This is a genomic window from Helicobacter sp. 13S00401-1, from assembly GCF_002272925.1.
GTDB lineage: Bacteria > Campylobacterota > Campylobacteria > Campylobacterales > Helicobacteraceae > Helicobacter_I.
Window position 1 is genome coordinate 24,130 of record NZ_MLAR01000002.1, and the last position, 23,032, is coordinate 47,161.

General features: G+C 34.1%; 18 protein-coding genes. 6 read left to right on the forward strand and 12 right to left on the reverse strand.

The window, feature by feature from the left end:
- Positions 1-15 precede the first annotated feature (15 nt).
- From BKH43_RS01470 to BKH43_RS01490, 5 genes are read right to left on the reverse strand one after another with little or no spacing between them, the layout of a single operon-like run.
- Complete coding sequence (locus BKH43_RS01470) at positions 16-3,861, reverse strand: restriction endonuclease subunit S (RefSeq protein ID WP_095227795.1); 3,846 nt, start codon at positions 3,859-3,861, stop codon at positions 16-18.
- A gap of 36 nt (positions 3,862-3,897) precedes the next feature.
- Entirely contained in the window at positions 3,898-4,080 is a 183-nt protein-coding gene (locus tag BKH43_RS01475) for a hypothetical protein (RefSeq protein ID WP_095227797.1), read from the reverse strand.
- A gap of 1 nt (position 4,081) precedes the next feature.
- A complete protein-coding gene (folE, locus tag BKH43_RS01480; protein ID WP_095227799.1) occupies positions 4,082-4,639 on the reverse strand; it encodes a GTP cyclohydrolase I FolE in 558 nt (185 codons plus the stop codon).
- A 24-nt stretch (positions 4,640-4,663) separates the two neighbouring features.
- The gene (gene murA / locus BKH43_RS01485; RefSeq protein WP_095227801.1) at positions 4,664-5,950 is read right to left on the reverse strand and encodes a UDP-N-acetylglucosamine 1-carboxyvinyltransferase; all 1,287 of its coding nucleotides are present in this window, start codon (positions 5,948-5,950) and stop codon (positions 4,664-4,666) included.
- Positions 5,951-5,957: 7 nt separating this feature from the next.
- Positions 5,958-6,893, reverse strand: a complete 936-nt coding sequence (locus BKH43_RS01490; RefSeq protein ID WP_095227803.1) for a hypothetical protein — start codon at positions 6,891-6,893, stop codon at positions 5,958-5,960.
- Positions 6,894-6,962: 69 nt separating this feature from the next.
- Between BKH43_RS01490 and coaBC the strand changes: the two genes are divergently transcribed.
- Positions 6,963-8,384 carry a bifunctional phosphopantothenoylcysteine decarboxylase/phosphopantothenate--cysteine ligase CoaBC gene (gene coaBC, locus BKH43_RS01495; RefSeq protein ID WP_095227805.1) on the forward strand — a complete coding sequence of 474 codons (1,422 nt, stop codon included), beginning with the start codon at positions 6,963-6,965 and terminating at the stop codon, positions 8,382-8,384.
- Entirely contained in the window at positions 8,381-9,160 is a 780-nt protein-coding gene (locus BKH43_RS01500; protein WP_095227807.1) for a hypothetical protein, read from the forward strand. Before coaBC ends, BKH43_RS01500 begins: the two co-directional genes overlap by 4 nt.
- Here BKH43_RS01500 and cysS read toward each other — a convergent pair.
- The 3 genes from cysS to BKH43_RS01515 form a co-directional block, all read right to left on the reverse strand.
- Positions 9,157-10,569: a cysteine--tRNA ligase gene (gene cysS, locus BKH43_RS01505; RefSeq protein WP_095227809.1), complete on the reverse strand. Its 1,413-nt coding sequence runs from the start codon at positions 10,567-10,569 to the stop codon at positions 9,157-9,159. The genes BKH43_RS01500 and cysS overlap by 4 nt on opposite strands.
- 10 nt (positions 10,570-10,579) lie before the next feature.
- Positions 10,580-12,025, reverse strand: a complete 1,446-nt coding sequence (gene murJ, locus BKH43_RS01510) for a murein biosynthesis integral membrane protein MurJ (RefSeq protein ID WP_095227811.1) — start codon at positions 12,023-12,025, stop codon at positions 10,580-10,582.
- A gap of 66 nt (positions 12,026-12,091) precedes the next feature.
- The gene (locus BKH43_RS01515) at positions 12,092-13,129 is read right to left on the reverse strand and encodes a Cj0069 family protein (protein WP_095227813.1); all 1,038 of its coding nucleotides are present in this window, start codon (positions 13,127-13,129) and stop codon (positions 12,092-12,094) included.
- Positions 13,130-13,316: 187 nt separating this feature from the next.
- On the opposite strand from BKH43_RS01515, the gene BKH43_RS01520 reads away from it, so the two are divergent.
- The gene (locus BKH43_RS01520; protein ID WP_095227815.1) at positions 13,317-15,134 is read left to right on the forward strand and encodes a hypothetical protein; all 1,818 of its coding nucleotides are present in this window, start codon (positions 13,317-13,319) and stop codon (positions 15,132-15,134) included.
- Positions 15,135-15,184: 50 nt separating this feature from the next.
- On the forward strand, positions 15,185-15,568 hold the full coding sequence (locus tag BKH43_RS01525) for a hypothetical protein (RefSeq protein WP_095227818.1): 384 nt from the start codon (positions 15,185-15,187) through the stop codon (positions 15,566-15,568).
- Positions 15,569-15,616: 48 nt separating this feature from the next.
- Here the strand turns inward: BKH43_RS01525 and BKH43_RS01530 are convergent, their stop codons facing one another.
- The 4 genes from BKH43_RS01530 to BKH43_RS01555 form a co-directional block, all read right to left on the reverse strand.
- Positions 15,617-16,975: an FAD-dependent oxidoreductase gene (locus tag BKH43_RS01530; protein ID WP_095227819.1), complete on the reverse strand. Its 1,359-nt coding sequence runs from the start codon at positions 16,973-16,975 to the stop codon at positions 15,617-15,619.
- A gap of 619 nt (positions 16,976-17,594) precedes the next feature.
- Positions 17,595-18,869, reverse strand: coding sequence for a hypothetical protein (locus tag BKH43_RS01540; RefSeq protein WP_095227823.1), 1,275 nt, complete (start codon positions 18,867-18,869; stop codon positions 17,595-17,597).
- 366 nt (positions 18,870-19,235) lie between these two features.
- Complete coding sequence (gene lolA / locus BKH43_RS01550; protein WP_095227827.1) at positions 19,236-19,769, reverse strand: LolA-like outer membrane lipoprotein chaperone; 534 nt, start codon at positions 19,767-19,769, stop codon at positions 19,236-19,238.
- 2 nt (positions 19,770-19,771) lie between these two features.
- A complete protein-coding gene (locus BKH43_RS01555; protein WP_095227829.1) occupies positions 19,772-21,094 on the reverse strand; it encodes an MFS transporter in 1,323 nt (440 codons plus the stop codon).
- A 108-nt stretch (positions 21,095-21,202) separates the two neighbouring features.
- Between BKH43_RS01555 and BKH43_RS01560 the strand changes: the two genes are divergently transcribed.
- Both BKH43_RS01560 and BKH43_RS01565 read left to right on the forward strand, forming a co-directional pair.
- Positions 21,203-21,955, forward strand: a complete 753-nt coding sequence (locus BKH43_RS01560; RefSeq protein ID WP_095227831.1) for a non-canonical purine NTP pyrophosphatase — start codon at positions 21,203-21,205, stop codon at positions 21,953-21,955.
- Positions 21,956-21,957: 2 nt separating this feature from the next.
- Positions 21,958-22,998, forward strand: coding sequence for a D-alanine--D-alanine ligase (locus BKH43_RS01565; protein ID WP_095227833.1), 1,041 nt, complete (start codon positions 21,958-21,960; stop codon positions 22,996-22,998).
- Positions 22,999-23,032 lie beyond the last annotated feature (34 nt).

A 23,032-nucleotide genomic window follows, 5' to 3' on the forward strand; every position in this document is an offset into this window, starting at 1 on the left:
AGAATCTAAAACTACTTAATTAAGATATTTTTTTAGTATAGCCTCTTTACGACTAGCGCAGCCTGCCATAACTTGTCTTGCTTTGTTTATTTCTGCCTCGTAGCTTTCTATCTCTTGTACGATTTCTTTTTGCTTGGCAAGGGGCGGGACGGGGATTTGGATATTTAATATTGTTGATAAAGATAATTCTATTTGACCACTTGCTCCATTTGCCATTTTTTCTATTTTATCAAAACCAATATCAGCTAATGCATAAAGAGCAAATTTTGGAATAACGCTTTTATTTGTCCTAAAAATAGTTATATGGCTATCAACTACAAAATCACCATCTAAGTCAAATAATGTAACTCTACCAGCTGTTCCCACACCTGTTGAGTTTATGAGAATATCACCTTTTATAAGTTTTCTTTCATCTGCTTTAAACTCACGTGTAGCATAGTATCTTTCTTTAAAATCAAATTCTAAGTAACCACGTGCTTGTCCTGATTTAATTACTTGAATATTAGAATTTCCATATTTTGTAGCCTTTCCTCTTTTTAGAAGCTCGCATACTTCGCCAAGTTTATATAGGGTTACTTTCCTTGCTTTAACTAATGCTTCTAAATCTTCAAATACTTTTGCTATTTTCTTTTTATACTCTTCTATGCTCATTCTGCTTGTGTTGTAATCTTCATCTACTTTTTCACACTCTTCTACGATTTGTTTTTGAATATCGAGCGGAGGAAGTGGAATTTTTATGTTTTTTATATCCATTTCATTTAATGAAGGATATCCGGAGTTGGGTTTTATCTCTCTTGCTTTAACTAGAACTAAATTTTCATATACATATTTTATAAGCACTATCTTAGTGTTTATAAAAATGGTGGATAAGTGAGAACTTACATAACCATCTATCCCCATAACCGCTCTGTGGTCTAAATAAGTCGATGCACCAGATTTTGGAAATAAAATAGTGCCTTTTTTAAATAATTTCATTTTTAAAATACCTTTATCATTAAGATAGCTTTTTGTACTTATTAAATTATTTGATATATGTTCTTTTGCAACATCAGATACTCTAAAAAACGGATATTTACCATTTTCAAACATTTGACTGTCTTGTGGAGCACTATTCCCTGCTGAAACTTCTGCAATCTCCCCCAACTTCACTAACGGATATTTGCTCTCAATCTCTACCTTTTTTATACCACTCGTTTTAAAGGCTTTATCAAACTCCACACGTGAAAAATCAAGTATATCTACTAAACTCACCATAGATACATACGTGCTTAAATTTTCAGAGATAAAAATCCCCCCCCCCCCCACAAAATTCTGGCGTATGAGTGTGTTTATCTTGCTTGTATCATCTAAATCATTAGGATTAAAAAGTGGGGTTTTTATCTGCCTTATACTTTTACTGCTCATAAGCTCATCATCATCTGTCTTATATGCACCGATATATTTAATACCTTCATTTCCTTTTGCCCCACTCCACTCGTAACCTAAAAATTGCTTCATCTCCTTGTTTTCTGTGGGACTTTTTACGATTATCACCTCTTGCGGATTGCTTTTTGCCAACATAAAAAAATATAATTTTTCTTTTTCGGCATTACAAATGGCTTGCGTAATATATTTTTCAAGTTCGGTATTTTTATCAACTTGTGTGTATTTAGCACTAAGGCGTTTTTTCTTTATGGCACGTGCTTTGCTGTCATCTTCAAATGTTTTTCTATATGCCTTCAATATGTCTTTACTTTGCAAGCTCTCTTTTAGATTACCGTGCAATAAAGTTTTATACGCTTCTACCTCCACGCCAATATGTGCGCAATATGCTTGCAGTAAATGGCTATCTTCAAAAACTTTATCTGCGTTAAAATCACCACTAAACCATGCATCTACACGGTTTTTATAATGTGCGGCAAGATCTGGGTTTTGCGCTTTTCGGCGTAAAAATAAAGTAGCCGTATTAGTGCCCGTTTTACCAAAAGTGCCACTGCCAAATTCTGCGATAGCTATAAGATCAAAGTACTTTAAAATAATCTCTCGTACTTTGATATAGATATTGCCATTGCTTAAAATGGAAGACGGCAGAATAATTGCCGCTACGCCACCTTCTTGCAAGAGTTGGTGAGCACGCTCTATAAAAAAGGTTTCTATGGCGTTATTTTTTTCTTTATCACCGACTTCTTTTGTTAAGGAAAAAAGATTCTGGTCATCTTCTTTTAGTGTATTTAAAAAGCCTTTGACACTATAAGGCGGGTTTGCAACGAGTACGGAAAAGGTGTGATTTTTAATGTGATGTTTTTCAGATAAGATAGTGCCTGCCAGCGCGTCTTCATAGATGATGTTAATGTCATCTTGCCCATACATAAACGCAGATACTTTGGCAACTTTACTAAGCCTATATTCTTTTTCTATGCCCGTGATATTTTTATAATGTTCAATAAGGGTGTTTTCGGGGATTATGGATTTTATTTGATGTGCATATTCGTTTAAAAAATGTCCTGCACCGCAAGCATAGTCTATTACTTTTGGGATCTCACTGCTTTTAATAATTTTTTGAAGTGGCAAGGCGGAAATAAGAAATTTTACGATAGGCATAGGTGTAAAAAATTGCCCTTCACTTTGCTTGATTCCTTGGTCTAAAAAGCCTTCAAAAAGGTCGCCTAAAAATTGGTGTTGTTCAGTAGTTTTTAGTTTTATATCTTGAAACATTTCTACGATTTCTTTGAGCACGCGTGCATTTTGCTTAAATAACCTTTCATTGTGCACGTCAATAAAAGCAAAATCGTTGTTTGTGTAAAATTTCAATTGACGAAAATAGTTCAGTACGGTGCGTTTAGTCTCATCGGGCTTGTTTTTGAAAAGCGTAAAAGCATCTTCAATGGTTTTATTATCTATGTAGGTAACTTCTTCATTCAAAAACTTTTCCATACCTATTTTGTATAGCAATTGCAAACGGTCTTGCAAGTCAAAGTCATTATCATAAGCCACGCCTTTCCAGTAAAACTGCAAACCTTTTTCATCGCTATATTCCGTCTCATCGACCACTTTGGCTAAAAAAAGATTGACTAATTTATCAAAAGCATTTTCGTGTCCACTAACATTATATTTTCTAAGAATAGTGGCAAACTCATGATATTTTGCTTGTATTTCTGTCTCACTTTTTACCTCTTGCAAATCACTCAAAGTATATTTATTTTTACCAATGTGATAGGCTTCAATTTCTTTTTCAAAAAGTCCGCGTGTGGCAAAACTTCTATCATAGGTTTCTTTCCATACATTAAAAAGCTCTTTATTATTTTTTGCCTTTGTGTAGGTTTTGGGCTCTTTTAATGTTTTAATAAACGCTTCATTATCTTGCACTTTTATCAGTTTATAGTCCACTTGCAATACGGTCGTAAAATCACTTGCATAAAGACACAAAAACTTTGTATCTCGTTCTTGTTGCAAGTAGCTAAAAAGTTGTGCGCCATCGTCTAAGGTATCTTTCCACGCATCATTAAATTCTTTGCCTTCGGTTTTGCACTCGATGATGAGTAGTGATTCTATAAAGTCCTCTTTTTTTATCCTAACCCAAATATCTGCCCTTCCACTTTTTTGGCTATGCCCTAACTGCCATTTAGGTTCGAGCTCTAAGTCTCTTGGACGATAGCCTTTTTCAAGGAGTCTGTGCACACATTCAAAAACGACAAAATTTTCATTTTGAGAAAAATTACAAGTTTGTTTTTCGTTTATAATGAGTCCCTCTGGATAGATAAGCTTTTCATTTTTAAAATCAACCTTTAAAGCGTAGTCCTTAAAGGTTTTTGCATACACATCTTGTTCATTTGTAAAATTCAAGCTTTTTAAAAGCGCTTTAAATTTATCTTTTGTTATCAAATATAACCCCTAAAATTAAGTCTTTATAAATTACATCTAGTTTTGTTTTTCAAAAGGTTTAAGGATTGCCTTAAAAATGGCTATAACTAGTTTTATAGCTAGTACAAGAAGAGTTATAAATATAATAAATCCTATGATATAAATCCAACCAATGCCTATAAAAACTATTAACTGAAAAATTAGATAAATAACAGTTATAAGACCTATAATCCTTAGCATCCTACCCCTTTATAAACTCTAAAAACTCTGCCCTAGTTTTGGAATCTTTTTTAAAAAGTCCGCGGAGGGCTGAGGTTAAAACACTAGCACTTTTAGATTCTACCCCTCTCATCTCCATGCACATATGGCGTGCTTTGCAAACTACCATGATGCCTTTTGGTTTTACGATATCTGCTATGGTATCTGCTATCTGCGTAGTTAAACGCTCTTGGATTTGCAAGCGCCTTGAATAGATCTCAACAAATCTAGCTAAGGATGAAATCCCAACTAGTCTATCACTAGGTATGTAGCCTATGCTTATATGCCCAAAAAAAGGCAGCAAATGATGCTCACACATAGAGTAAAACTCTATATCCTTAACTATCACCATCTCATCACACTCAGTTACAAAAGTAGTGCTTAAAACTTCTTTTGGGTCTTCATGGTAGCCACTAAAAAGCGTTGTCATAGAATCTAAAAAACGCTTCCTAGTATCTTTTAAGCCTTCTCTTGTGCCCTCTTCGCCTATAGCTTTAAAAAAGTCTTCAAAAAAAGCCTTGCTACTTTCTTCTATACCCATCTTTAGCTCCTTTTAAGTACTAACTTAAGCCTGCTCTTTTAAGCGTTTTATATCAGCCCCTAAGCTTCTAAGTTTTTCTTCTAAGTTTTCATAACCCCTATCAAGATGATAGATTCTATGTATATTAGATATGCCCTTTGCAACTAGTGAAGCAAGCACTAGTGCACTACTAGCGCGTAAATCTGTAGCCATAACATCAGTGCCAAAAAGTTCGCTTTTGCCTGTGACTTGGGCAACGTTGCCATTTAGAGAGATATTAGCCCCAAGGCGTTGAAGCTCATTAACATGCATAAAGCGGTTTTCAAAAAGCGTCTCACGTATAACTGAAGTGCCTTCACACTGCGTAGCTAGTGCCATAAACTGAGCTTGCATATCAGTTGGAAAGCCTGGAAACTCACTAGTTGTGATATTAAAAGCACTAATTTTTTTGGCTGGTACTAACTTCATAGAACATACAGAATCATCATCACAAGAGTAGTTTATATCAAAGCCTATTTCTTGAAGTTTGATGGTGATAGCTTCCATATGAGATTCTATAACGTTATGAACTGTGATGGGAGAGTTAGTTATAGCCCCTGCACATAGATAAGTGCCTGCTTCTATCCTATCAGGTATAACTGCTACTTCTTTTAAGTCTAAAAGACTTCTTTCACTTCCAGTTATACTTATCTCATCAGTGCCTATGCCTTCTATCTCAAGACCTGCATCACTTAGAATCTGGCACAGCTGCACAACTTCTGGCTCTTTGCAAGCATTTATTATCCTAGTTTTGCCCTGTGCTAGGGCTGCTGCCATGATGATGTTTTCACTTCCTGTAACTGTCTTTTTATCAAAAACTATAGTTGTGCCCTTTAGTCCTTTAGGTGCACGCGCTAGTATATAGCCTGACTTGATATCTATCTCAGCCCCCATAGAAGTAAGTGCTTTTAAGTGCATATCTACTGGCCTTGCGCCTATAGCACAACCCCCTGGCAAGCTTACCTCACAGTGGTGGAATCTTGAAAGTAAAGGCCCTAAAACAAGTATAGAAGCCCTCATCTTTCTTACTATGTCATAGACTGCTTTAGTGTGATTGACATAGCTTGTATCAAGCAAGATGGCATTTTTACTTGGGTACTCACACCTTGCTCCGAGGTTTTCTAAAAGCTTTATAAAAGTTTTTATATCAGCAACACTAGGGATATTAGTTAACTTAAAAGGAGTTTTTGCTAAGAGAGAGAGGGCTAAAAGTGGAAGGCTAGCGTTTTTTGCTCCTGATATATAAACCTCACCACTTAAAGGCTTCCCTCCAATAATTTGTAAATAATCCATAACTTTTTTAAATCTCCTTTTTTATAAGCTTAAATATAAAACTACTTATAACATAAACCACAACAAAAATAGCACTCAAGATTCCAAGGGCTAATATCTCATCATAAAAGTAAAAAGCAAGTATGACTATAACTAGATACAAAAAGCTTAAAAATACAGAGCTACTAGCTAAAAATTTAAGTCTAGCAAGGGCTTTTATACCAAGACAAAGTGGATAGATAAAAACAGCTAGGAGAAATAAAAGATTTAAATCATAAACTTTTACAAGTAAGTACACTAAGAAAAAGAGGATAAAGCCCATAAAATAAGCCCCACCCTTATTTAACACAACCTTTAAGCCTAAGATGTTAAAAACCATAAAGCCAAGTATTGCTCCAACCAAGACAGAAGAAAACAAGAAGCCATAAGTAAAGCCTAAGAAAAAGCAAAGCAAGAAAATAACTACACTTAAAAATAAAGAATAAACTGCTAACTTGCCATTACCATGCTTAGTTTCAACAAAGCTAGCAAAGCCTTTAATGATGATATAAAGCATGATAAAAGCTGCTATGTTGTCATAGATATTGCCAATAAAGTCTTTAGTGATGTAGCTTATAAAAACTATGAAATAAAGGGAGGCTAAGACACGAAGTATAGGCCCTTTAATCCCAGATAAAAGATTAGAAAACAAAAGTACAAAACTTATAGCATAGATATGAACACTAACTGCTGTGTAGTTTACATTTTTATACTCTAGAGGGAAGATAGTCGTTGTTAAAAGCATAAAGAAGATATTCCAACCGCCTATTATAAGTAAGTCATTATGCATAAAAATGTTTAGTCTTTTAAAAAGGCTATAGCTTACTTGAAGCGAGACTAAGACCATAATAAAAGTGAAGCAAACAACTATGCCAATAATTAGCAAGATGAAATTTTCATAACTTAAGCTGTGGAGATAGTCCATTTAGCCCCTTTGGTGATTTTTTGATAATAAAGATTCTATAATCTTATATACGAGTTTAAAAGGAATTGTATGCTAAAAGGTAAAAATGTGCTAATTTTTGTAAGTGGAAGCATAGCAGCTTACAAGATACTAGATGTTATAAGTAGTTTAAGGAAAGAAAAAGCAAACATAAGAGTAGTTGCAACTAGTGCAGCACTTCGTTTTATAACCCCTTTAAGTTTTGAAGCTTTAAGTAATACTAAGCTTTTAAGCGATGAGAGTGAAGACTGGAGTGATAAGATAAATGGGCTTAATCACATAGCCTTTGCTAAGTGGGCAAATATAGCTCTTTTTGCACCACTAAGTGCTAATAGTCTTAATAAACTAGCCCATGGTATAGCTGATAATGTCTACTTAAGCACAGCCATAGCCCTAAGAGATATACCTAAACTTCTAGCCCCTAGTGCTAATAACTTCATGTTAGAAGCCCCTCAAACTATGCACTCTCTTAATGTCTTAAAAAGTTACGGATATGAGATTATCGAGCCTGAAACTAAGCTACTAGCTTGTGGGGATGAAGGTAAAGGCGCTCTTGCTAATACTGAAGAGATAGTTTTTAGAGTAAAAAGATCTTTACTTAAAAATGCTTTTTGGAGTGGTAAAAATGTAGTTATAACTGGTGGAGGCAGCGTAGAAAAGATAGATGATATAAGATGTGTAAGTAACTTTTCAAGTGGGCTTCAAGCTAGCTATCTAGCCTTAGCTCTTTACTTCCTAGGTGCACGCGTTAGTTTTATCTCTTCAAAGTTTCCACTGTGCTTGCCAAAAGATATAAAAACTTATAGCGTTCAAAGCTCAAAAGAGTATAAAGAAAAATTAGTCTCTGTGCTAGATTCTATAGAATCTAAAGGCTATCTTTTTATGGCAGCAGCTATTAGTGATTATTTACCAAAAGCAACCCTAGGCAAGATAAAAAAACTAGACCATCCAAATGGCTTAAAACTAGACCTAAGCTTAAATGAAGACTTACTAAGCTCTATAAAACAAAAAAATATCATAAAAATTGGCTTTAAGGCTGAGCATATAGAATCTAGTAGCCCACAAGATGCCTTAAAAAGTGCCACTTCTTTAATCACTACCAAGGGCTGTTCTTATGTGTGTTTAAATGTGCTTAATAAAGACAGTTTTACTGAAAGTAAAGATAGTAATCAGATGGTGCTTTTAGATGCTAAAGACTTAAATGCCATGGAAAAAACGCAGTTTCTTAGTAAGTTAGAAATAAGCTTTGAGATAGCAAACTTTATAGAAAAAAAAGAGTTGCTAGAAAAAAGTGCTTCCTTAAGCACTAAAGAGCCTAGCACTAAGCCCAAACCAGATTCTAAAATAGTAGATTCTAAAATAGTAGATTCTAAAGTAAAGGCTAAGCCTGTAGCAAGGGCTAAACTAAGTACAAAAGAGATACTAGAACAAAAGGCATTGCAAGTTAAAAGAGCCTTAGAATCAAAACGATGATCCCTCAAACTAACGCCACCTTAAACACTAGCACGCTAAGCTTGCTTAATGCACTTAGTAAACTTAGCCCAAAAGAGCTTAACACCACCCTTCCAACCTTGCTAAAAATCCTTTCACAAACAAGTAACAACTCCTATCAAATTCAGCTAGGAAAACTCATACTAGAAACTAAAAGTGATGTTCCTTTAGAACTAGGTAAAACTTACTGGGCTAATGTCTCCCAAAACAAGCTAGGTGGACTAAATATAACTAATCTAATAGCTCAGCCAAAAACACTAGAAGCGCTTGCTAACTTTGCTTTAAAGCTTGATAGTAAGGGCTTAGAAGAGCTTTTTAAAAATGAACACCACAAAGATAAAAGTATGGAATCTAACTATAAAGATTTACTTTTAGACAAACTTCCTTTAGTTAATAGCAAGCAAGAGTTTTTAGAACTAGCCCAGATGCTTTTAGGCTTGCAAAAAGGTGTTATAAGTTTGGTTATTAAAGATGAAGAAAAAGATTCTCTTTTGCAGATAAAAAAGCAAAAAGTAAAGCTTGAGTTTTATGCCCTTTTTTCTAGCTTAGGAGAGATAGATGGCATGGTGTATGTAGATTCTAAAAAAGATCTAAGTCTTAGTATGAATGTAATGAGTAAAAAGATAAAAACCTTTCTAGCATCTAAGTTAGATACTCTAAAAGGTTTTTCTAAGGTAGATATAAATATAAAGCCTGCTAGAATGCTTTTTGACCTAAGTCCAAGAAGTGACTTAAAGATGCTAGATATTAAGATCTAGCTTATAACTTCCCACTCACTAACTCCACCTGGCTTATCCATAACATTAATGTTTTTAGCCTTTAAAGTATCTCTTATCTCATCACTTAAAGCATAGTTTTTATTAGCCTTTGCTGCTAGCCTTTTAGCCACTAAGGTATCTATCTCTTTTTTATCTTCTTCACTAACTCCAAGCTGAAAGTAAGTAGTAGTAGAAAGTAAGCCTATGCCTAAGATATCTTGCAAAAGATCTATATTACTAGCAGCTTTAGATATGCTTTCTTTATCTTTTGGATTCTTATCTAAACTTTCATTAAGCCTAGCTAGCATTTCTTCATAAGCACTTAAAGCTAAAGAGATATTTAAATCATCACTTAAAGCATTTAAAAAGGCACTTTCAAACTCTATATCTTTTTTACGTTCTAACTCTGAAGTAAAGTTGATACGCTTTTTAAGTCTATAAAGCCTATCAAGACGCTTTTTACTTGCTAGTAAATCAACTTCATTAAAACTTAAAGACGCCCTATAGTGCGTACCTAAAAGATAGTTTCTTAAAATCTCACCATCATAACTTTTTAAAGCATCTTTTATAAAAAAGCTATTACCTAAACTTTTACTCATCTTTTCGCCATCTACTGTTACAAAGCCATTATGCATCCAGTACTTTGAAAGCTCTTTACCACACTCACATCTAGTCTCACTAGCTTCATTTTCATGATGAGGGAAGAAAAGATCTGCCCCTCCTCCATGTATGTCTATAAGATAGGGCTCATTTTTATAAGCAAGGACAGAATCTATCATCACGCTGCATTCTATATGCCAGCCAGGACGTCCTTTACCAAGGATGCTTTCATAACCTACATCTCCCTCACCAGTATAGGCCTTCCAAAGGGCAAAGTCTCTTTTATCTTTCTTTTCATGCTCATGATCGATGCGACTTAAAGAATCCTCATCTGCATAATGCCTACTTAAACTGCCATACTTTTTGTCTTTAGAAACCTCTAAGTAGATATCTCCATTAGAAACCTTATAAGCATAGCCCTTATCTAGTAGTCCTTTTACAAACTCACTTACTTCATCTATAAACTCTGTAGCCTTTGGCTCTAAATCTGGCCTTTTAACTCCTAGTGCTTCCATATCTTCTAGATATCTTTTGGAATAATAAGAAGCAAGCTCTGGCACGCTTTTATTAGTCTGTTTAGACTTAGCTATAAGCTTATCATCTATATCTGTAAAGTTTTTAGCAAAAGTGACCTTATATCCAAGTCTTCTTAAAAGACGCGAAAGTAAATCAAAGCTTAAAGCACTTCTTGCATGTCCTAAGTGGGCATCATCATAAACTGTAGGGCCACATACATACATCCTTACTTCGCCCTTTTTTATAGGTTTAAACTCTACTTTTTCTTTACTATTAGAATCAAATATATACATGGACTTCCTTTTAAGTAATGCTAAATTTCAATTTGAATAGATAAATAATCACAAACTCAATAACTAATAAAACTAACAATAATACTAATCTTTTGTAATCTAGCAAGGAAAGAAACTTCCTCACTCCAAAAAAATAAATCGTCATAAAAAATAAAGCAAAGCCCCCTAAAGAGCCAGCTAGTGCTAACCCAAAGACACTAAAGTGCCACATAAGTATCAAAGAAAATGCTAATCCTATAATTAAAGAAAAAGCTGAGATCTTAGCACTTAAAGCTTGCTTTTTTTGTGAGTAAAGCCAAAGTGAAAAAATACGGCTTAATCCAAAAGGCAAAAGTCCAATAAGATAGCCTATAAAAACTAGACCAACTTCTAAAGTAGACTTTCTTGTAAAGTGGCCTCTTTCATATAAAAGCCAAATTATTTCATTTGATAGCATGATGCCACCTAGCACACAAAAAGAAAGCATATAAAGTAAAAAAGTAAAGGCTTTTTTTAAGAGGGCTAGAGCCTTTTTTTCTTCGCCATTTTTTAAAGCCCTTGCTATCATGGGAAAAAGTGCAGATGATATCGCTATAGCAAAAAGTGCTAGTGGGAGTTGGAAGATTCTATTAGCATAGCTTAGTATGCTTACTCCTCCAGCTACTGGCAAAAATGTCACTAAGATAGTATCTATCATGCTAGTTATTTGTGCAGTTGAGCTTCCTAGCATAGCAGGGAAAAAGCCTCCAAAAAAGTGTCTTATATCTTCTTTTAAAATGGCAAGATTTCTTTTAGACTTTTTATCTTTTTTTAGATTCCATGCAAAAAAACTTTTAAAGCCAACTATTTGAAGACGTAAGATGTGAGAGTAGTAAAGTGGGTAAAAGTGCAAAACTACTTGAGCTACACCACCTATAACTACACTATAACTTAGTATATAAACTATATCTATCAAATCTTTATGGCGTGAGAAGAAAAGGGCTAAAATCATAGCTATATTTAAAAGGGCAGTATTATAAGCATTAACCCAAAAGATATTTTTATATTGCAAAAGTGTGCTGAAATAAGTCACAAAAAAGATAAAGATTAGATACCAAAAGTTAATCGCAACTATAGGCGTTGCAAGCTTGATGATGTCTTCACTATAACCCATACCCAAAACACGAGTTACATAGGGACTAAAAAACATGATGATAAGACTTAAGATTATAAGAAAGATTCCAAAGATAGAAGCTATAGTTATGCTAAAAGCACCTTTTTTTCTAGAGTGAAGGAAGTAAGGAAGAAAGCTTTGAGTAAAAGCTCCTTCAGCAAAAACGCGTCTAAAGACGTTAGGAAACTTAAAGGCTAGAAAAAATATATCACTATAGATACTAGTTCCTAAAACATAAGCCTGCATAGCATCACGCAAGAATCCAAAGATGCGAGAAGTTAAAATCCCACTTATGTTTATTAAAAAAGCAGTTCTAAGTAGCACTAAGAGCCTTGTTGGTAAAAGTTTTTCAAGGCTTAGATTCTACAGTGATTTTATAGGTTTTAAAACTTACTTCTTAGCTCGCTCTATTATAGCTATGATTTCATCTGCTACTTTTGGAGCAAGCTCTAGCTGAGATGTAAAGCCTACACAAGAGCAGTTTATCTCACCTAAGACATACTTATCTTTGCCATCTTTATCAGTGTCTAGTATAAAGTCAGCCGTCCAAATTAAAGGCAAGTCATAATTACCTAGCTTTTGTTTTATCATAGGAATCTCACTTAAAAAAGTACTTACTAAGTCTTTCCATAAGCTAGGGTCATCATATCTATACTTTGCGCCACTAAAAAGCGTAGCTGAGAAGTTATCTCCTCCTTCTGCTGGCTTTTTGTGAACTACATTTACTGGTTTATCATAAAGCATTAATAGCCTTATCTCACCTTCTACTATGCGTGGTAAAAAAGTCATATCTACTAGCATGCCATTTTCCCCTGTGATATATTGCTCACAAAAGTCCATAAACTCGCCTAGCTTTCTAATCTCAGTGTGATTATCTTTAGCTTCAGTACATTTTATCTCTGTATCAAGTGGTAAGGAATCTACTGGTTTACTTAGTGGATGAAGCAGTTGCACACGCCAGATTCCTTCACCTGTTGAGCCTCTGTTTTGTTTTAAAACCCTTTGTCCCTTAGCTAAAGTTTTAGGAAAGTTTTCTTTAAAAGTTTGAATATCATAATAAGCATAGGTATCTTTTGGGACTAAAGGAGTGTCATTTAAATGCACAAGGGCATCTTTTGCACCATAACCTATCATAGCATCAGGATGAGGCATAGGAATGATTCCATCCTTACAAAGCTTTCTAAGCATATCAAAGTACTCATTTTCTTCTTTTAGATTCCCAGGATTTATACGAGAGACATAAGCTATAGCATTATTTTTCACATACTCATAAATCTCATCTTTTTTACCTACTTCAAAAAAGATAACTTCGGCATCATAACCCTTACTTTTAAGGGCATCAACCATAGGCATAGTATCTGGTCTGTAACCATCTTTTCCTTTATCACTTCCGCCTCTAACTTCAAAAAACACTACATTTTTTTTCATATTTACACCTCATTACTATTTTTATGTTTTAGCTTAGTACAATATTGGTAAAAGTTGCATGAATGTGTTAGCTTTTTAGATTATATAATTTAAAGATAAGTTAACTTTCTGTATAAAATACCTACTCTTTTTAGGCATTATTTAGCTATCAGAAATACCAAAATATATACTTTATAGGAGCTTAAACATGGACTTCTTCTCTAAGAAAAAACTTAGTATCTTGAACTGGGAGAAGGACCTAAGCACCTTTAGTAAAAGTGCAAATATCAACTTGCATAATTGTAACATCCACATTAACTCTGCAAGGACTTTTTTTACTAACGATATGCCTGTGCCTTCAGGCTACTTTGAAAGCGAGTATGAGACTTCTGATAAAGAGATATATCAAAAATATGAAGTAGAGATAACTCCTAGAGAGTATGACTTTAGTGCTATAGATATAAAGATAGATAGAAACAATCTTTTTGCAACACTTATCTTAAAAGAGGGCCTTTTCATAGATAGCTCTGAAGTTTATAAAATGCAGTTTATAGACTACGTGCTAGCAAAACTAGTAGAACAAAATGTTATCTTGCATAACTCTAAATTCTTAAAAGCCACTTTAGTTCATATACTAAATGACTTTGGAGACTTATGTGTTTTAACTAGTACTTTAAACTACGAGATACTAAGGAGTAAGGCTAGTTATAAACAAAGAGGCTTGCTTAATCTCTTAGAAGAAGCTTGGGTTAAAAAAAATAATGCAGATTCTATAGATAATGCCCTCTATGCTGCAAATGAAGGCGAAGAAGTAGCTATCTTTTTTAAAGACGATGAGATAATTAATGGGCGTAATCTTAAAGGTGAGTTTATGAACATGCAAGCTATAGCAAGCAGAGAAACCACCAAAGAGACTAAAGAAAAAGAAGGCGCTATCTATGCTAACCCACCTAGTATAGATGAAAATATAGACAAAGAAGAAACTGATAGAAAGATAATCTATAAGGCAAAGTCTAAAGGCTTAGTTGACTTTCAAGATGGACTAAAAGTTATATCCATAGCTACTTTTGAAACAGTGAGTAATAAAACAGGAAGCATACTAGGAGGCCTAGAAAAAGGCATAGAAGTAGACGTTGAATGTAGCGATAACTCAAAAGATGCCATACAAAATGGAGCTATCATAGAAGCTGATGTAGTAAATATAACTGGTAATGTCGGCGAAAACGCACTAATTAGATCTAATAATCTAAATATAAAAGGCCAAACACACCAAAGTTCTACTATATATGCTAATGAAGCCTTTATAAACATACACAAAGGCACACTTTATGCCAAAACTGAAGCTAATGTCGAGTATCTAGAGCTTGGGCGTATATTCACTCAAGATGCAAACATACTCCAGCTTAATGGAGGTAAGGTAGTAGCAAAAAGAGTAGTAGTTTCACGTTTGAGAAATAATTGCAATATCTACTTTTCAGAAAGCATACATTTAAAACTAATAGATGGAGTAGAAAACAAGTTAGAGTTTAATATCATGGCTAATATTGATGAAAAACCTCACTTTTTAGGCTTGCTTGCAAAAGATACCCTCTTAAAAGAGCATGTAAAATCACGCGTTAACTACTGCAAAGTCTTAATCACTAAGGCAAAAAAGCTAAGACCTGTAATAGAAACACTAAAACCACTTATAGCTAAAAGCAAGGCTGAAGCCTCTCCACTAGACCCTGAAGTTAAAAAGATGCTTCAGTACTACGCAGCACTTTTAAAACAAGTCCACTTACAAAAAGACACAGCCATAAAGCTTCAAGATGAAAGGATACAAAATGCAAATCTTGCTTCAAGTATAGAAGGAGAGCTGCTAAATGCTAGCATCACTACAGAATCTAGCTGGAGGGATAATAACGAGATACTACTTCATAGACACTTTCCAACAGAAGTTAAATCAAGCATACTATTAGAAGATAGCGATATGCTAGATATAGAGTTAGATAAAGACTATCAGATCTTAAAAGTAAGTCCAGAGTAAGTTTTATATATGTTAGATTCTAAGTGTGTTTAAAAAAGAGGGGTTAAAAAATGTCACAAGAAGAAAAACCAAGGTCACGCTTTAGACTAAAACTTAGAAAAGCAGACTTTTTAATCATACCAGTAGCAGCCCTTATCTTTTATCTCTATCAGCACTACACTATAACTCATGCTGCTAAAGAAATTAAAACCACCCAAGCCAAAGTAGAATCTAAATCAGTGGAATCTAAACCAGCAAAATCTAAACCAGTAGAATCTGAAGTTATAAAAACTCCTCCTATCTCCAAAGAAGCTAGGCTACTAAAAGCAAAGTGGGATAAGGCAGATGAGAAAGAAAAACTAGCTATGCTAAAAGGGCTAAAAAGTAAGTGTCAAGCAGGAAGCTTAAAAGCATGCGAAGAGTATAAAAGCTTACTTTATGAGCAAGCTAAGTAAATATTTAATCTTATAGAATCTAAAAGCTTTTAGATTCTATAAGATTTGTTATAGATAAAGCGGGCGCAAAGCGTAATAGATTGCTTCAGCCACTGAAGGGTGTGTATAGCCTATATTATAAAGATCTCTAAGTTTTATCTTATCACTTACTGCTAAAGCTAGTGTGTTTATAACTAAACTTGCATCTTTTAATACAAGGTGTGCTCCTAGTAATCTATCATTTTCTTCATCAATAAGTAGTTTTACTAAGCCAACTTCTGGAGTTTGTTCAGCATGAAGACGTGGGAGATTCATCCCTGAGACTTTTAAAACTTTATAAGGAATCCCCTCTTTTAAAAGTCTTTCTTCACTCTTACCAACTCCTGCTATATCAACCCCTATATATACAGATGTTGGTATATGATCTACTTTTACTACATCTACTTGTTTACCCATAATGTGTTCATAGATAGTATCAGCATGCTTATAAGACACTGAAGAAAGTGGCTTTTTACCAGTTACATCTCCCATAGCATAGATGTGAGGAAGGCTTGTTTGATTAGCATCATTAATCTTTATATTACCCCTTTCATCTATATCAACTATACCTTGTGCTAGCTCGCTATTTGGACGTCTACCAACTGCTGCTAAAAACTTATCAGCCTCTATCTTTTCTTTTTTACCTTCTACTTCTATCTCTAAGCTTAAGTCTTCATTAAAACGGATAAATTTAACATTAGTTCTAACGCTTACTTTTAATCCACTAAGGCTTTTTTCTATCTCACTAGCTACATCTCTATCAAAAGATGGGAAAGGTTTAGGAGCAAACTCTAGCATAGTTACTTCTGAGCCCATAGCAGCAAAGTAGTAAGCAAACTCTAAAGAGATTATCCCACTTCCTATGATGACTAGTTTTTTAGGTAAAACTTCAGTTCTTAAAGCCTCAGTTGAGTAAAGCAGCTTGCCTTGCTTGGTTAGTAAGTCTGCATTTTCTATATTAAAGGTGTTATTTCTTCCACCTGTTGCTATAACTATCTTGCTAGCTTCTATCTTTTCGCCTTCGATATCAAGAGTGTGGGCATCTACAAACTTAGCACTTTTACCTTTATAAAGTTCAACCTTTGCGCCCTCTAAGGCTTTAGCTATAGAGCCATTTAGTGTTTTTGAGATTCTAATAGCATTACTTGCTACTGTTTTAATGTTTAAAAGCGCTTCACTAGTTTCTACCCCATACTTATGTAAGTTTTTAGATGCATATCTTGCAGAAGTTATAAGGCTTTTAGTTGGTATACAACCTACGTTTACACAAGTACCTCCAAGCTCAGCCTTTTCTATTAGTGCTACTTTTTTACCTTTGCTCCCAAGCTGAACTGCTAAAGAGTAGCCACCAGGCCCTGCTCCGATTATGGCAACATCGTATTTTTTCATTATTGAAACTCCATGATTAGTTTTTGTGAAGGCAATAATAATGCTTTTGAAAAAATATTGTGTCAATAAAACACATTTTTCTTAAAAAGAATCAATAAAACTTCATGGCTTATACTTAAGTAACATTATTTTTATAGCTAAAATTTATTTATACTAAAAGTAACTATAAGTAACTAAAAAAATAAGATTAAACTTAAAAAATACTTAAAACAAATAAATAAAACTTACAAAAAGTAACCATACCAAAAAGCATCATATTTAATAGACAGTTATTTTATGTGAATAAATAGCCATAGTCATAATTTTTTTAAGCCAAAGACATTCTCGCTTTGTTTTGTGGTACAAAAAGCAAAGACAAGTAAGCAGAAGTGCAAAAGCGCGATTTTTCAAGGAAACTTGCACTTTCAAGGAAACTTCTTTTTCGAGGAAGCTGACGCTTTCAAGGAAGCTTACACTTTCGCAGTTTTGCAAAAAGTAAGGGAGGGGATAACCCCCTTTTTTTTATTAAAAGAAAATATATAAGTAAGAAGAAATAAAAAAAAGAAAGTGTTAGAATAAAGAGCTAGCTAACCTTGCACACAGAATAATCATGCCTATGACTTATAATACATAAACCTTTTTAATCTTGCATAGAATCTAAACTTTTCTCTAAAAGCTTTTTTAAATCTTTGCTATCTTTCTTATGCCAAACTTTTATATGATTTAAGGTGTGAGAAGTAGCGTTTGTAATGCTACTTAGCAAAAAGCTTTTACTAGCTTTTATATAGTTTTTTATAGGGATGTAATCTTTAAAACACTCCCCACTTATAAAGTAGTTCCTTTTTACTAGCCCAAAGTGCAGCCAAAAGATTCCAAGGGCTTGTAAGCTTTTAACATTAGCAACAGGCATAACTTCATACTTATAGTCTTTATCCATCTTGTAAAGATTATCTTTAGTTACTTCTAAAACTAAAAGCTCACTTCCATTATAAGGTGGATAGTCGTTGTTTTTAAGAGGGACTAAACACTCTTTTAACATACACTTTTCACCACTTTTAAAAAAACTAGTTTTTAGCTTAGTGATATCTAAATCCTTTAAAGCACCATTTTTAAAAGGTCCTGAAAAGCTTCCAAGTGCGTATCTTTTTTCATTCTTTTTATCATCATAGTCTTTATAGATATCTTTAAACTGAGCCTTACTTAAGCCTATGTTTATCCCGCCTAAGGCAAAGGCAGTATTTTTATAAGCTAGATAGTAAGATAAAACAGTAAGCTTTAAGTTAGGTCTCAAAAAATATTTAGCTATAAGTTTTGCTTTTAACTTACCTAGCTTAGAGATCTTAAAACCTGCAGAATCTAAGTCATATATAAGCTTTAAAGCCTCTTTTAACTCCTGGCACTTTCTAGTTAGGTAGATCTGATCTGCATCTACTTTCATATAGTGGCTATAACTTACCTTAATCATGCCATGGTTATAAAAATGCGCTAGAGAGTGGATAGACTTAGCCGGCAAGACCCCTTCAAATCTTTTAAGCACACTTTTCATCTCTTCACCTACTCTTACATGTGAAGAGTGGGCTGGAAGCACGCTTGGCGTGTAGTAGATTAGCTTAAGTTTATCTTTATAGGTATCTTTTAGTTTTAGTGCTAACTCATAAGTTTTATCTTCGCTTGGTTGGACTGAGAGGATTAGCTCATCTAAGACTGGCATGATGGAGTGCACGCTTGCTTCTATAGTGGCTTCTTCATTTTTAACCCTCATATGCCCACTAAGTCCAAAAGGTCGTTTTTTATCTAGTGCATTAATCTCTTCTAAAGTGATGGCAAAAAGCGAGTTAGATTCTATAGTATGGAAGTTTTTATCCTTCAAGCTTTGGTTAGTAGTAGATGTTGAGTTATCTTGTAAATGCTTCATGAAAGTTAACTCTATAGACCTAGATAAAATAAAGTAGCCATTAACTCTTTTTTAAAAACTTTCTTAAAAAGAGATGGGCTTTGGAAAAAGGCTGGGTAAAAAAGCTGGGTGTTTTTATCAAGGCAAAAGGCAAGAGGAAAAGCAAAAGACAAAGTCCACCCCCCCCCCCCCCATTTTCTAGGTTAAGTTTGCTTGTAGGTTTTTGGCTTATCATAAGTTGGGTGCTACTTTTTAAAAGCAAGATTTATCCTTTTTTGTGAGGTTTTGCTTAACAATTGTAGCTTAATTTAAGATTTGTATATGATTATGAGAATTAGTTAGCCTTTATAGCTTTATAGCAAGCACGCTATTAGCTAGTAGTTTTTACTAGTTTATATGAACTATCTCGGCATCTTCTGGTATGTGAAAGTCAAAGTCAGTTGCTTTTAAGTCTTTATTTATTTCTACGTTTTTAAAGACTATTATGGCTTCATTACCTAAGTCATCTTTATAGCTTAGGATATAGGGCTTAGAATCTTTTAGCTTTAAAGTATATACATGCTTATTAATAGTTGCCTCGTAAGTATCTTCATCTATCTTTTTAGCATTTTTTAGCACGCCTAAAAAGTCAGCTTGACTATCAAAACTGCCTATAGTTACTTGATTAAGCATGGGTTCATAGATATAAGCTTTTCCATGTTCTATATAAACTTGCTTTTTAAAAGGCAAAGTGTAATTCCAAAGGGCTAAATTATCACTAGTAGCTTCAAGACTTCCTTGATAAAAGATACTTTTTGCACCTACTTCACCTTTTATCTCTTGTGTAAAGTTTGCCTTAAAAGTCTTTATATTAGTTAGAGGGCTTCCAAAAGAAAGACTAAAAAGCAAAACTAAAAAAGCTACATACTTATGCAAGTTCATATTTAAGCCTTTAAGTGCAACATGGCATTTAGCTCTTTTGGATCTAACTCATTTGCCCTGTATTTTATAGTAACTACGCCTTGGGTTTCGTTTTTATAGTACTCAACTATGCTTTTTAAAGAATCTAGTTGTTTTAAATCAGCATCATCAACCTTAGAGCTTTCTACATAAAAGGTGGCGTTTTTCTTAGGGTTTTTAAAGATTAGGGCTACTAGGATAAACCATATGGCTGCAACTATGATAGCTATGATAAAGATAGTGTTATAAGAACTAGATGTTATAGCACCTGCATGAGCAAAGCCTCCTAAAAACGCGCCTAAAAAAGACCCCGCAAAGCCAAAGGCGTTAAAGTCACCTAAGACCCTCCCTCTCTGACTTGCAAGGCATAGCTTGCTTACTAAGCCTTGTAAGAGGGCTTCTTGTACAACAAAGCCCATGAAGAAAAAGATTAAGCCTATACCAAAGATAACAAAGCTTATAGAGTAGTACATAAACACATAAGCCACTACAAACATAAATACACTTAGTACTAAAACTAGATAGTTTTTATTTCTTTTTTCACTCAGCATAGAGCCTACGCCCATAGCTAAGATTCCAAGCACTAGACCCGGTATATAGACCATGTAAAGATTAGTTTTGCTTACTCCAAAGGTTTCGCTTAATAAAAGAGGAGCTATCATAAAAGTTGCTGTCATAAAAAACTTTTCTAATAAAACACTGCCTGAAAGAAGATAGATGCTTTTAGAAGTAGCTCTATCTTTTCTGTGATAGTCATATCTTATCTTTTCTATCTTTTTGGCTTTTAAAACAAAAAGTATAGATATGAGGTTTAAGATAGCACTTATCCAAAAAAGTGATCTTAGTCCAAAGTGAGTTCCTACTACAAGCCCTACTATTATGGCTACAACAAAGCTTACAAAGATCCCTATACCCATTATCGCCATAGCGCGGATTCTAAACTCTTCTTTTACACTATCTGCTACCATGGCACTAAGCACCCCACCTATAGCACCTATACCTTCTATAACACGCCCTAATATTAGTATCTCTATGTTAGGGCTTAGGGCACAGACTATATTACCTATAACAAAGATGATAATTCCTACTATGACGACATGACGTCTATCAAACTTATCACTTATACGCCCAAATATAGGCTGAGTAAAGATTTGCACTAAGTAGGGCACTCCAAGTGCTATACCTACACTCATATAAGTTGCATTAGCTATAGAATCTATAGTTACAGATATAACTGGCAAGATGATAAAAAGTCCAAAAAAGCGAAACATTAAAGTAAGTAGCATAGGCAGTATTTTTACAAACATAATCAAAGATCCTTTTGTGGTGGCGAAATGGGGTTTAAAAGTTATAAGATAGGTATAATTTTAACTAATCAATCTTAAGAATATTCACAACTTATAAGGAAACTAAATATGCCAAAAGATAACTCATCTAAGTATAGCCTACCTATAGTTTTAGCTACGGGTAATGAAGATAAGCTTAGGGAAGTTAGGCTTATACTAAACTCAGAAGTACTAAGCCTAAAAGATGCAGGAGTAGATAGCTTTGATGTAGATGAAAACAAAGATAGCTTTGAAGGTAATGCCATGCTTAAAGTTGAAGCCCTTTTAAGGGATATAAAGCTAGAAGAGTTCATAGTTATAGCTGATGATAGTGGTTTAAGTGTAGAGGCTTTAAATGGCGCACCTGGAGTTTATAGTGCAAGATATGCTGCCCTTGGAGACAATATACTTGGTGGGGCTAAGGCAGATTCTAAAGCAAACTGTGCAAAACTAAAAGCTGAGCTAGAAAAAAAAGGTCTTTGGGGAAGTTTTGCAAGCTTTGAATGCGCTATAGCCTATGCCATAAAAACTCAAGATAAAATGTATAAAGATAGGTTAGAAAAAGGTAAACAAGAAAGTGGTGTGCTAAGAAAAAGTCTTTCTGGAGTAGCTTGTGTAGAAGAAAGAGGAAGTAATGGCTTTGGCTATGATGGCATGTTTTATCCAAGTGAAGAAGAGCTAAGGCTTGATTTCACAAGTAAAGATGATGAAAAAAGATTCCTAGAAACTCACAAGTCACTAGGTGAGCTAGATCCTAGTGAAAAAAATAAAATCTCACATCGCCTAAAAGCACTTAAAGCCTTAGAAGCGCTATTTGCAAACTATAAAGCAAGGGAGGATTAATAATGGAGTTTAGTATAGTTTTTGGTGGAGCAAGTTTTGAGCATGAGATAAGTATAGTTAGTGCTATCTCCTTACTTAAAAAAGGGCTATCTATAAAGCAGTGTATCTTCTTAGATGGAAGTCATAGATTCTATCTCATAGACAAAAAAGACATGAAGTCAACTTACTTTTCAAATGGCAAGTACAAAGACGCTAAAGAGCTTTTTTTGGGAGTTGAAGGCTTTTACACTAAAGGTATGTTAGGTAAAGTTGTGCCTTTAGAAACTAACATAGTTATAAATCTCATACATGGTAAAGATGGAGAAGATGGCACTTTAAGTGCACTTTTTGATTTTTATAAGATTAGATACATAGGTCCTAGGGCTGAAGCCTCTATGCTTAGTTTTGATAAAAGCTTAACTAAGCTTTATGCTGCTACTTGTGATGTAAAAACTCTTCGCTATGAAATAGTAAGTAGGGAAGATAGAGTTGTAACTTTAAAGCCTCCTTTTATCATTAAGCCTTTAAGACTAGGAAGTAGCCTAGGAGTAAGTGTGGTGCGTGATATAAAAGAGCTTGACTACGCACTTGATGTTGCATTTGAGTTTGATAATAAGGTCATAGTTGAGCCTTTTGTGGAAAATGTAAAAGAGTTTAACTTAGCAGGTTTTTTAGCAAAAGAAGGTATGGTGCACTCAGTAGTAGAAGAGCCAGTTAAAAAGGAGTTTTTAGACTTTGAAAATAAGTATCTTGATTTTTCAAGGACTACTGAAGTAAGTAAGGCAGTCTTAAGTGAAAGCTTAGAATCTAGACTAAAACTAAACTTTGATAAGCTTTATGGTGATATCTTTGCTGGAGCTTTGATTAGATGTGATTTTTTTGTTATAGATGATGAAGTTTATATTAATGAGATAAATCCAGTCCCAGGTAGCCTTGCAAACTATCTTTTTACTGATATCAACGCCTCTTTAAACGCCCTAGCTTTAAACTTACCTAAAAATGAACTTATAAAAGTAAGCTATAAGTATATAGACAAGATTCATAAAGCCAAAGGAAAAGCATAAAGCTTTTTTTTTAAATCTCAAAAAGACTAGCTTT